We start from the raw sequence: 11,693 nt of genomic DNA, 5'->3' as shown, positions 1-11,693 counted from the left end.
GATACGGATGTACCAAGTCTGCCATTATAATTGACAAATCAAAGAAATATCAACAAAAATTTCAATTTAACTTCTTAAAACCATCATTTTTTTCGGATGAAGTGTTGCCAAATATCTGAAAATTTTCAGACGGCCTAAGAATTCTATAAAAAACCGAACAGCCAAGCTGTTCGGTTTTCAGTTCTTATTGAACTTTAATTTCTACATCTACACCTGCTGGAAGATCCAGTTTCATCAGTGCATCAGTAGTTTTGTCAGTCCAGTCCACGATGTCCATCAGACGCAAGTGGGTACGGATTTCCAATTGTTCACGAGAAGTTTTGTTCACGTGAGGAGAACGCAAGATATTGAAACGTTCGATTTTAGTTGGCAAAGGAATCGGACCTTTAACAACAGCGCCAGTACGTTTGGCAGTTTCAACGATTTCTTGCGCAGAACGGTCAATCAGACTGTAATCATAAGCTTTCAGGCGGATACGGATTTTTTGGTTTGCCATTTATCAATATCCCTCAATTAAGCGATTACAGAAGAAACCACACCCGCACCTACGGTACGACCACCTTCGCGAATCGCAAAGCGCAGACCTTCTTCCATAGCGATAGGAGCAATCAGTTCTACAGTAATGGTTACGTTCTCACCTGGCATTACCATTTCTACGCCTTCTTCCAAAGTAACTGCACCAGTTACGTCAGTAGTACGGAAATAGAATTGTGGACGGTAGTTAGCGAAGAATGGAGTGTGACGACCACCCTCTTCTTTGCTCAGTACGTATACTTCTGCTTTGAATTTGGTGTGAGGAGTGATAGTACCTGGTTTAGCCAATACTTGACCACGCTCTACGTCTTCACGTTTAGTACCACGCAGCAATACACCTACGTTGTCACCAGCTTGACCTTCGTCCAGCAGTTTGCGGAACATTTCAACACCGGTACAAGTGGTTTTTTGAGTTTCTTTCAGACCTACGATTTCGATCTCATCACCAACGTGGATGATACCGCGCTCTACACGACCGGTTACTACTGTACCACGGCCAGAGATAGAGAATACGTCTTCGATAGGCAACAAGAAAGGTTTGTCCACAGCACGCTCAGGTGTTGGGATGTAGCTGTCCAAGGCAGCAGCCAATTCGAAGATTTTTTCTTCGTAACCAGCGTCACCTTCCAAAGCTTTCAGTGCAGAACCTTGTACGATTGGGCAGTCATCACCTGGGAAGTCGTAGCTTGACAACAAGTCACGGATTTCCATTTCAACCAGTTCCAACAACTCAGCATCGTCAACCATGTCGCATTTGTTCATGAATACGATGATGTAAGGTACGCCTACTTGACGAGCCAACAGAATGTGTTCGCGAGTTTGCGGCATAGGACCGTCAGCTGCGGAACATACTAAGATAGCGCCGTCCATTTGGGCAGCACCGGTAATCATGTTTTTAACGTAGTCGGCGTGGCCCGGGCAGTCTACGTGTGCGTAGTGACGGGTTTCGGTTTCGTATTCTACGTGTGAGGTATTAATGGTAATACCACGAGCTTTTTCTTCAGGAGCGTTGTCGATTTGGTCGTAAGCTTTTGCAGCGCCACCGAATTTTTTAGCCAAAATAGTAGTCAAAGCAGCAGTCAGAGTGGTTTTACCATGGTCAACGTGACCGATGGTGCCAACGTTTACGTGCGGTTTGCTACGTTCAAATTTTTCCTTAGCCATGGCAATATCCTATAATCTAAGCTTTTTGAAAATAAAGGGTAACAATGAGATGGTGCCCATGGGCAGATTTGAACTGCCGACCTCTCCCTTACCAAGGGAGTGCTCTACCCCTGAGCTACATGGGCGAAATTGTTTGGAGCGGGTGAAGGGAATCGAACCCTCACCGTAAGCTTGGAAGGCTTCTGCTCTACCATTGAGCTACACCCGCATACTCACTTTTTTGCTCCAAGTAAGAATTTTTGGTGGAGGGAGAAGGATTCGAACCTTCGAAGCTCACGCAACAGATTTACAGTCTGCCCCCTTTGACCGCTCGGGAATCCCTCCAAAAGAGAACGCTAGTTTATTGGCAACTCAGATTTCCGTCAAGATTTTTTTTTATTTATTTCTTTAAAAATATCCAAGCTTTTGCTTTTAAACACTATTTATTTAAACTGAATGATTTTTTCGTACTTAGCCATCAGTTCTTCGTGCGTTTCAGGATGCTCTTCATCGATCAAGATACAGTCGACAGGACATACCTGTTGGCACTGAGGCTCATCGTAATGGCCTACACATTGCGTACATAAATTTGGATTGATTTCGTAAATTTCTTCACCTTGCGAAATGGCATCATTAGGACATTCCGGCTCGCACACATCGCAATTAATGCACTCATCTGTAATAAAGAGCGACATTTCTATTTCCTTTTTTCTTAAATTATCAAAACCGATTGGGCGCGGATTATAGCACAAATGATATCGGAACAATCCATTTGAAAGAATGTTTTACACCTTGGGAATGATTCTCAAATTCCATACTATTCAGCAACTTGCGAATAGAGCAATAATTCAAACCTGCTCATTCCCGCCTTTCCTTCCCGATAAATTTCCAGCCAATCCGGTTTTTCAGGCAGCTTCCCTGCTTCAATATAGACCATTGCCCCATTTTTCAAGTGGCTTTGCAATCGGATAAACAGATTTTGCCAGTCTTCCCATGCAAAAGGCGGATCAAGAAACACAACATCAAATTTTTCAGACGGCCTTGCCAGATAAGCCATGCCGTCTGAACACACGATTTCTACCTGTTTCAAATCTAATTCACGGATATTTTTCTGAAGCATTTGAACAGTTTGGCGGTGGTTGTCGACCATTACCACTTTTTCCGCATTACGAGAAGCAGCCTCCATTCCCAAAGCACCGCTACCGCTGAATAAATCCAATACTGTTTTGCCGGTTAAATCCTGACCCAGCCAGTTAAACAGTTTTTCACGCACGCTGTCAGGCGTCGGACGCAAACCGTCTGCAGATAAAAATGTTAACTTTCGTCCCCTGCATTGCCCACCGATGATGCGTACTTGATTGGTGTGTTTGGAATGTTTGTTGTTTGCCATGATTTTTAAAAAGATGTCGAGTTTTCAGACGGCCTCAATTATATAGTGAAACTGCCATCAAGCCGTATTTCACTCTATTCTTTTAAATACAACAAGGCCGTCTGAAAATCATTTTTCAGACGGCCTTCCCTATTTTAAACCAACCTACCTTTACTCTTTCGGTGCAGGCGGTTCAATCTGCTCTTTCCAACCGCATTCTTTTTGCGGGCAGACTTTTTCCACGCCCCAGCGTTTGGTGGTTTTGATGGTCAAAACCGGCCACGCGCATTTTGGACATGTTTCTGCAACGGGCGGATTCCAAGTGGCGTAGTTACAGTCCGGATAGGTACTGCAACTGTAAAACAGTTTGCCGTAGCGGGATTTACGCTCGACGAGGTTGCCTTTTTTGCATTGTGGACATTGGACGCCGGTGTCTTTTGGCTTTTCCAACGGCTCAACGTGTTTGCATTTGGGGTAATTAGCACAGCCGATGAATTTGCTGCCTGTGCGGCTGTATTTGTACACTAGGCGACCGCCACATTTAGGGCATTCGCGTCCGTCGAGTTCGGCTTGTTCAGCCTCGGCTTTGGCGATGCGTTCGGCAGCCTCTTCAGCAGTTTCATTGACATTGCGCGTGTAACTGCACTCGGGATAACCGGCACACGCAACGAAACGACCCATTTTGCCGAATTTGATTTGCAGTTTGTGTTCGCCGCATTTCGGGCAGGTTTCATCGAGTTCCTGCGTGGTAAATTTGGCGCGTTCAATACCCTCTTTTTCTTCCACTTGCTTGATAAACGGCTTCCAAAATTTATCCATCACGGGAATCCATTGGCGTTTACCGTTGGCAATTTCGTCAAGCTGGTCTTCAAGTTTGGCGGTAAAGTGGTAATCGACGTATTGGGCGAAGTGTTCGGTCAAGAATTTATTGACGATGTCGCCTGTGTCGGTAGGCATGAAGCGTTTTTGCTCAAGGGTAACGTATTCACGGTCTTTGAGCGTGGAAATAATGCTGGCGTAAGTGGAAGGGCGGCCTATACCATATTCTTCGAGGGCTTTAACCAGCGTGGCTTCGTTGTAGCGTGGAGGCGGAGTGGTGAAGTGTTGTTCGCCGTAAAGTTTGTCGACCGGCAATTTGTCGCCTTCGCTCATTTCAGGCAGTTTTTTGCTGTCTTCACTCTCTTCGTCATCGCTGCTTTCTTCATAAACGCTCAAGAAGCCTGCGAAGGTTTGTACTTGTCCGGTTACGCGGAATACGCCTTTGCCGACGGTAATATCGACGGTGGTTTGGTCGAATTTGGCGGACGTCATCTGACAAGCGACGGTACGTTGCCAAATCATTTGATAGAGTTTGAACTGGTCTGCGCTCAAGAAGGGTTTGACGCTTTCAGGCGTGCGATACACGGAAGTCGGGCGGATCGCTTCGTGTGCTTCTTGGGCGTTTTTGGATTTGGTTTTGTACTGCTTGGCCGAACTTGGCAGATATTCTTTGCCGATTTTATTTTCAATGTAATGGCGGATTTCGGTTACCGCTTCATCAGCCAAATTCACGCTGTCGGTACGCATATAGGTAATCAGACCGATGGCACCCTGCCCTACGTCTATACCTTCGTAAAGCTGTTGGGCGGTACGCATGGTGCGGTCAGTGGTGAAGCCGAGTTTGCGCACGGCATCCTGCTGCATGGTAGATGTGGTGAACGGCGCGGCTGGATTGCGGCTGCGCTTTTTCTTTTCAATGGCGGTAACGACGGCCTCTTTGCCTTCGAGTTCTTTCAACACGTCGGCTTGCGCGGCTTCGTTCGGCAGGTCGAATTGTTCGAGTTTCGCGCCGTTGTATTGGGCGAGTTTGGCGGTAAACTTACTGCGGCCTTTGTGGCTGTCGAGATGTACCGTCCAATATTCCTGCGCTTCAAACGCGCGGATTTCGTTTTCGCGTTCGCAAATCAGGCGCAAAGCGGGACTTTGCACACGGCCTGCACTCAAACCGCGGCGGATTTTTTTCCACAACAATGGCGAGAGGTTGAAACCAACCAAATAGTCCAAAGCGCGGCGGGCTTGTTGCGCATCGACCAAATCCATTTCGATTTCGCGCGGATGGGCAACCGCATCGAGCACGGCGTTTTTGGTAATTTCGTGGAACACGACACGCTGCGGCTTGATATTTTTCAAGCCGCGTTTGGATTTTAGGATTTCCAAAAGATGCCAAGAAATGGCTTCGCCTTCCCTATCCGGGTCGGTTGCGAGGTAGATGTTTTCAGCTTCTTTGGCACCGGCGACGATGGCGTCGACGTGTTTGCTGTTGCGGCTGATCAATTGGTATTTCATGGCAAAGCCATTGTCGGGATCGACTGCTCCGCTTTTCGGAACCAAATCGCGGACGTGGCCGTAAGACGCCAAGATTTCAAAATCACCGCCCAGATATTTTTTCAGGGTTTTGGCTTTGGACGGGGATTCGACGATTAATAGGTTTTTCGCCATTGTTGTTCTCTTTTGGATGTATTGGGTTTATGTTTCAGACGGCCTTTATTATTGAGGCCGTCTGAAAAAAGGTTTAGTGCATCACGTTTTGTCCGGTCAACGCACTCATCAAGTCGTCGCCAATCAGGACGGGCAACTCGCTCTTGTGCATCCACAACACCAGCAATACCAACACTTTGGCGGTATCGAGGGTGATTTCGTCCGATGGAATGTGCATCAGGGCGTGAATGACGATTTCGCGTTGCTCATAAGTAATTGCGTGTTCGGTAACCAAATATTGCATCAAGCCCATGACTTCCTGCGGCAGGTTTTCAGCTTCTTCACGGCAGAATACGCGCAGGGAGTCGCTGTTAAACGGCTCGGCATAGAATTCGGACGTATTGAACAAGACTTCCATCATCATCAATGTATTGCCGATTTCCGTAGCATCAAAACCCGCATCTTCCAAAAGGCGACCCAAGTCCTCCGGAGGCGGACAATTGTCGAAATCTTGGAAGTGTTCGATTAAATAGGCAATGACTTCGGTCATGCTGGTTCCTTAAAATTTATAAATAGATTCGTTGTTTTATCAAATAAATAACTTATGGAAAATCAACTCATTCCGCAACATTACGCATTTGAATATAGGCTTGCATCTGTTTCTCCCTATCTTCTTCCAAATCAGAGGAAGCATCATCTTTGACACACCCCATCAACGGCAAACTCATCATAATATTTTCAGGATTACAGAACTTGGTAAATCCATCTGCCAGCCAATACGGTTTTTTTGTTTTTAATTTATGCATGATGGCTTGTGCAAGTGACTTTCTTATTAAATACAACGCCGATCCTGTATTGTCATAAGATGTATCGTAACCTGTGGTAATTTCTTTACTTAACGCAATATTTTTGCCTACTTCAAACAAATCACCTTCCCGATAGGCCAACATTTGCAGTTTGACTAACTCAACCGGAAAATTTTCTAAAGCTTTAGCAATATCCACAACCACATCTTGAAACACTGTTGATTCTTTGCCTGCATTAGGTAATAAGGTAATATCATCTTCGGCAATAAGACAAAAATCGTCTTCCTCGATAGTATCGTCCATCGCAATAAGTTGCCAACATTTGATATGGGAAAGCGTACAGGCTATTTCTCCCATCGTCGGTCCTCGGGGTATCATGCGAGTAAAGGTGGCGACATCAAAAAAGAATTCTTTATTGCCGATAAGATCTAAAACCTTCCTATCAACTGCAGAGACTTTTTGAAAAATTTTACTTCCTGGTTGGGCGTAAAAATGTTCCAGCCTTTCCGGCTGTCTATCTAAATTGATGACATACCCTTTCATCACAAATCCCTTTATAAATATAGATAATTTATGCTTTGACACGCTGATAACGGCCGCCCGGCAAGGCGGCAACGATACCGTCAAGTTCGTATTCCAAAAGCTGTGCGTACACGTCTGCTGCTGCCGTATTGGTTTGTTGCGCCAAAATATCGGGATGTATCGGGTCGTAACCCATTGCTTCCAATAAAGCGCTTGTTGATGGGGCGGCAGATAGGTTTTCAGACGGCCTTTGCGGTTCATCCGCTATTGTTTTTGGTTGCAGCCGTTCGGTTTGATCGTTTTTCGGTTTGACCGTCTTATTTATAGAATATGATGGAACATGCGTATTTTGCAATAGCTGCGGACACTCATGGAGAATATCGTCCAAACATTCAACCAATTTTGCCCCGTCTTTAATCAGCTTGTGGCAGCCTTTGCTATGAGGATTGTCTATCGAACCGGGCACTGCCATCACTTCGCGCCCCATCTCCGCCGCTAGCTTGGCAGTAATCAATGAGCCGGATTCCAATGCCGCCTCAACCACCAATGTCAGCTGCGACAATGCGGCAATCAAACGGTTGCGGCGCGGAAAGTTGCCTGCAAACGGACGCGTGTCTAAAGGGAACTCGCTGACAATCAATCCTTTTTCAGCAATTTCATAAGCAAGGTTTTTATTGGACGGCGGATAAATGCGGTCTATACCGGTTCCCCAGACGGCGATGGTGCCACCATCTGCCTGCAATGCCCCCTGATGGGTGGCGGTATCGATACCCGAAGCCATACCCGATACGACGGGAATGCCTTTTTCGCTCAACGCCCTGCCGAAATCTTTGGCAATCCGCATTGCCTGCGGCGTGGCATGGCGGCTACCGACAATCGCGGCAGAAGGTGTGTGCAACAACTCTGCATTGCCGCGTAAAAACAAAACCGGCGGCGCGGTAATACCTTGTGTCAGCATTTCGGGGAAATCATCATCTTGCAGCAGCAACAGACGGCAACCGTCCTGCATTTCCCATTTTAAAGCGGCTTCGGCAGACTGCTGCGCCAAAGCCCGTTTGTCCGCATTACGCCATGACTCGGCTGCCTGTTTATGGCGCACCAACGCGGCAATTTTGTCTGCCGGCGCATTCAAGGCAGCTTGTGCGCTACCGAATTGTTGCAACAGCACCAAAAAACTTTCTGCGCCGATATAGGGCGTAAATGCCAGTTGCAACCAAGCAAAACGCTCGTTTTCCGTCATCAATCTGTTCCCTTTTCGTAATGTTTTTTCAGACGGCCTAAAGTAAATCAAGGCCGTCTGAAAATTTTATTGGTATAAAACTTTTGTCTGCCCAAAAGGCAAAACAACAATGCCGAGCCATATCATTATTTTGATAAAGTTTGAGTTACCCAAGCAAACCGTCAAATGACGATGCCGTCTGAAAAACCTGATGGCTTTCAGACGGCCTCTTTTGTGTTTGAACCGATATTGCGCTTATTCTTCGGATTTGTCGGCGTTACGGCGCGATACACTGATACCGAGTTGTTTGAGTTTGCGGTAAAGGTGCGTACGCTCCAAACCAACCTTTTGCGCCACGCGGCTCATATTTTGGCCTTCTTGGGCGATGTGGTACTCAAAGTAGCGGCGCTCGACTTCTTCCCTCAATTCACGCAAAGGCATATTGAAATTGAAGCCGCCGATGATTTCTGTCGCCGTCGCGTTTTCCTTCTGACCCAAAGCCACAGCAACGGCCTGCTCGTCCACTTCTTTGCCGTCCGATTCCAACATGATGTTTTTCACCGTTTCGGCAAGCTGGTCGTAATTGCCCGGCCAATCGTATTGGCGCAAAACCACCAACGCGCTATCGCTGAATTTTACCGGCTGGATTTTTTGACTTTCGGCCAAATCGGTCATGATGCGGTTGATTAAAAAGACGATATCGTCTGGTTGACTGCGCAAAGAAGGAACATTGATGCACTCTTTCAACAGCTCCGCCAGTCGGCCGGCAACGACGTCATCAGCGCTCTCACCGCGTTTAAAGCCGCATGAAGCAATCACACGGACATTGTAGCGGTCGGCTTTTTCAAGCAAGAAAGCAATGCCGTTTTGGATATTTTTGCTGTAACGAGCAATATCGCCGACATACAAAATGCCGCCTGATGCCTTTTGCAACAGCTCCATCGGCGTATCGACAATGTGTTCGACACGGTCGGTTGCCACCCAAGGCGTACCGCTTTTATGCAGATAGCGGGCGACAATTTCAAACGGCGAGCCCGCCTCACCGGCCAACAACAGCGGGCGGTTGTGTTTGGCGGCCGCTTCAATACTGCCGTTCATTTCTTGAATGACGGAACTGTTGCCCAGTTTGTCCAAAGTCATGCCGGAGGCCGTCTGAACTTCGCCATGTTTCAAGGCGCGTTCTACTGCAGACAAGAGTTTTTGCAGGGCAATCGGTTTTTCCAGAAAATCGAGCGCGCCGATTTTAGTGGCCTCAACCGCGGTGTCAATGCTGGCATGACCGCTCATCATCACCACAGGCATATTGAGTTGGCCGTTTTTCGCCCACTCTTTCAACAAAGTGATGCCGTCGCAATCGGGCATCCAAATGTCCAGCAACACCATGGCCGGACGCGTTTGATAACGCAATTGGCGCGCTTCTTCGGCATTTTCAGCCAAAGTGACGGTATAGCCTTCATCTTGAAGGATTTCGGAGAGCAGGTCGCGGATGCCTACTTCATCATCTACAATCAAAATATCACTGCTTCGCATAAGTTTCTGCCATTTCCGGTAAAGCTATTTTGACACACGCACCGCCGCTGTTCTGATTGCTCAAGCTGATACGGCCGCCATGCTCCTCGATAATTTTTTTCACAACGGGCAAACCCAGCCCCGTTCCTGTCGGTTTGTCGGTAACGTACGGCTCAAAAGCATTGTGCAGCATTTCTTTGCTGAAACTTTTACCATTGTTGCAGACGGTCAGGAAAACCTGTCCGCCTTCGCGCCCTGTTTCGACGTTTACTTGCGGCGCTTCGTCCGACTCTGCCGCTTCTGCGGCATTCTTAAATAGGTTATGCAACACTTGGCGTATCGCCGTCGTATCGGCAACAATCGGCAGGGCTTCCGTGTTGAGCCGTGCATTAAACTTGCACGCGCCGGCCTCATATAATACCAACACTTCCGACACCAAACCGTTTAAATCTTGTTTTTCTAAATTCAGCGACGGCGCACGCGCATAATTGCGGAACGCTTCGACCATTTCTTTCAGCGCGGCAACCTGTTTGACGATGGTATCGGTTGAACGGCTGAGGATTTGGGCGTCTTGTTCATCAAGTTTATCATGCAATTTCCATGCCAATCTCTCGGCGGAAAGCTGGATAGGTGTGAGCGGATTGCGGATTTCGTGCGCCAAACGTTTCGCCACTTCACCCCATGCGGCCTCTTTTTGCGCCCGCATCAAGACGGTAATGTCATCAATCACCATCACCACGCCGTTATCGTTGTCTTCCGGCAGGATGGTGGCCTTACCCAACAAGATTCGGGCATCATCGGGCGCGGCGTATTCGACTTGGACGGGTTTGTCGCTGTCGGCGGTTTCATTGATGGCGGCAAACACATCGGCCAACAGGGTTTGCTGCGGCGATTTGCCGTGCCATTGATGCCAGTTGCTGCCCCACAAAGACACCAGCGAAACGCCCAAAATCTGTTCGGCGGCCTTGTTAAAGGTTTTCAGACGGCCGTCAGCATCCAAAGTAATCACGCCTGTGGTCAAACTTTCCAACACGCATTCCAAATAATGGCGCGCGGCTTCTTCGCGCAAACGGTTGCGCTCGTCTGCCTCTTTAGCAATCGATAATTGCTCAGTCATGTGGTTGAACAATTGGGTCAAACGACCGAACTCGTCATTGCGGAATACCGGCCGGGTCTGGCTGAAGTCACCCTGAGCCACCGCCCGCGCACCCTCTGCCAACGACAACACCGGTGCCACAAAACGGCGGGCAAAATACAAAGCCATAACCAGCGCCAAAAAGATGGCCAACAATGTTGCAACCAACAGCGTGGACAGGAAAAAGGTTTGCAGGCCTTTTTTGGTATAACTCAGCTCGGCGTATTTGGCACGAGCCGCTTCAATCAGCGTCGCATCTTGGGCAACATCTTTCGGAATCGGCTGACGGAAAAACAACGCATAATCCTGATTTTTATGCGTACCGATCAGCATCCAACCCTGAGCATACAGCACGCCGCCGATGTTTTCCAAGCTGCGCACCGAGCCGGTCTGCTCCAGTTGCTCCCATCCTTCTTTGTTAAGCTCAGGTTGATTTAGTTTCAAGGGATTGATGCTTTTCTCGGCTTTATGGGTAGTCGCGTTATAAAGCGCCAGCTGGGCAAAGTCGGCAGTAAGCGCGGATTTTGCCAGCGCTTGCCCTAAGTTGCCGTCCAGCGAAGCGGCGCTGATTAAGTCGATCTGCACCGGCGTGGCGTTGCTGACAGCGTTGTCTACCGCCAAGTTCAGCGCGGATTTGCTCAAGTTTAAGCTGCGCTCTAGAGCCTCATGGGTATCGTTGCCAAACCAAGAATTAATCGTACCGTTAATAAACTGGGCGGAAATACCGAACAAAAACACGCCCGGCAATACGGCAACCAAAGTAAACATCCCCGACAGCCGACGCGCAATCTGCGAACCGAACACGCTTTTGCTGTTGTCGCGCATCAAAAGCACGACATAGCGCACCAACACCGCTGCCAACACCAGCAACAGCAAACCGCACAAGGCGACAATCCACCAGAAATAATCGGACAATACGTTGCTGCTGCCCGTTGCAACAGTCAGACCGTACAACAAAACAACGGCGAATACGGCGGCAATCAGAAGAAAGCGGCGCAT

General features: G+C 48.0%; 10 protein-coding genes and 3 tRNA genes. All 13 read right to left on the bottom strand.

Annotated elements, in window-relative coordinates; all coding sequences use genetic code 11:
- Positions 1-184 precede the first annotated feature (184 nt).
- The gene (gene rpsJ, locus HMPREF2608_RS01725) at positions 185-496 is read right to left on the bottom strand and encodes a 30S ribosomal protein S10 (protein ID WP_002642322.1); all 312 of its coding nucleotides are present in this window, start codon (positions 494-496) and stop codon (positions 185-187) included.
- Positions 497-513: 17 nt separating this feature from the next.
- Positions 514-1,698, bottom strand: coding sequence for an elongation factor Tu (gene tuf, locus HMPREF2608_RS01720; RefSeq protein WP_004520187.1), 1,185 nt, complete (start codon positions 1,696-1,698; stop codon positions 514-516).
- Positions 1,699-1,748: 50 nt separating this feature from the next.
- Positions 1,749-1,823: transfer RNA gene (locus HMPREF2608_RS01715), tRNA-Thr, on the bottom strand.
- A gap of 9 nt (positions 1,824-1,832) precedes the next feature.
- A tRNA-Gly gene (locus HMPREF2608_RS01710) sits at positions 1,833-1,906 on the bottom strand.
- A 32-nt stretch (positions 1,907-1,938) separates the two neighbouring features.
- Positions 1,939-2,022 (bottom strand) — tRNA-Tyr (locus HMPREF2608_RS01705).
- 98 nt (positions 2,023-2,120) lie between these two features.
- Positions 2,121-2,372: a YfhL family 4Fe-4S dicluster ferredoxin gene (locus tag HMPREF2608_RS01700; protein WP_003679513.1), complete on the bottom strand. Its 252-nt coding sequence runs from the start codon at positions 2,370-2,372 to the stop codon at positions 2,121-2,123.
- Between the two features lie 122 nt (positions 2,373-2,494).
- Positions 2,495-3,067, bottom strand: a complete 573-nt coding sequence (rsmD, locus tag HMPREF2608_RS01695) for a 16S rRNA (guanine(966)-N(2))-methyltransferase RsmD (protein ID WP_070825773.1) — start codon at positions 3,065-3,067, stop codon at positions 2,495-2,497.
- A 150-nt stretch (positions 3,068-3,217) separates the two neighbouring features.
- Positions 3,218-5,524 (bottom strand): type I DNA topoisomerase, encoded by a 2,307-nt coding sequence (topA, locus tag HMPREF2608_RS01690; RefSeq protein ID WP_070825772.1) that lies wholly within the window; start codon positions 5,522-5,524, stop codon positions 3,218-3,220.
- A 73-nt stretch (positions 5,525-5,597) separates the two neighbouring features.
- Positions 5,598-6,053 carry a Smg family protein gene (locus HMPREF2608_RS01685; protein ID WP_003679497.1) on the bottom strand — a complete coding sequence of 152 codons (456 nt, stop codon included), beginning with the start codon at positions 6,051-6,053 and terminating at the stop codon, positions 5,598-5,600.
- A gap of 67 nt (positions 6,054-6,120) precedes the next feature.
- Positions 6,121-6,852 (bottom strand): glycosyltransferase family 25 protein, encoded by a 732-nt coding sequence (locus tag HMPREF2608_RS11430; protein WP_070825771.1) that lies wholly within the window; start codon positions 6,850-6,852, stop codon positions 6,121-6,123.
- Between the two features lie 28 nt (positions 6,853-6,880).
- Positions 6,881-8,071, bottom strand: coding sequence for a DNA-processing protein DprA (gene dprA, locus HMPREF2608_RS01675; protein WP_070825770.1), 1,191 nt, complete (start codon positions 8,069-8,071; stop codon positions 6,881-6,883).
- 234 nt (positions 8,072-8,305) lie between these two features.
- Positions 8,306-9,580 (bottom strand): sigma-54-dependent transcriptional regulator, encoded by a 1,275-nt coding sequence (locus HMPREF2608_RS01670; RefSeq protein WP_070825769.1) that lies wholly within the window; start codon positions 9,578-9,580, stop codon positions 8,306-8,308.
- Positions 9,567-11,693, bottom strand: coding sequence for a sensor histidine kinase (locus HMPREF2608_RS01665; protein WP_070825768.1), 2,127 nt, complete (start codon positions 11,691-11,693; stop codon positions 9,567-9,569). The genes HMPREF2608_RS01670 and HMPREF2608_RS01665 overlap by 14 nt, the downstream gene beginning before the upstream one ends.

Source organism: Neisseria sp. HMSC064D07 (assembly GCF_001837185.1).
In the GTDB taxonomy this organism is placed as follows: domain Bacteria; phylum Pseudomonadota; class Gammaproteobacteria; order Burkholderiales; family Neisseriaceae; genus Neisseria; species Neisseria flavescens_C.
Note: the sequence above shows the minus strand (reverse complement) of the source record. Positions and strands in the feature narration are given on the sequence as shown.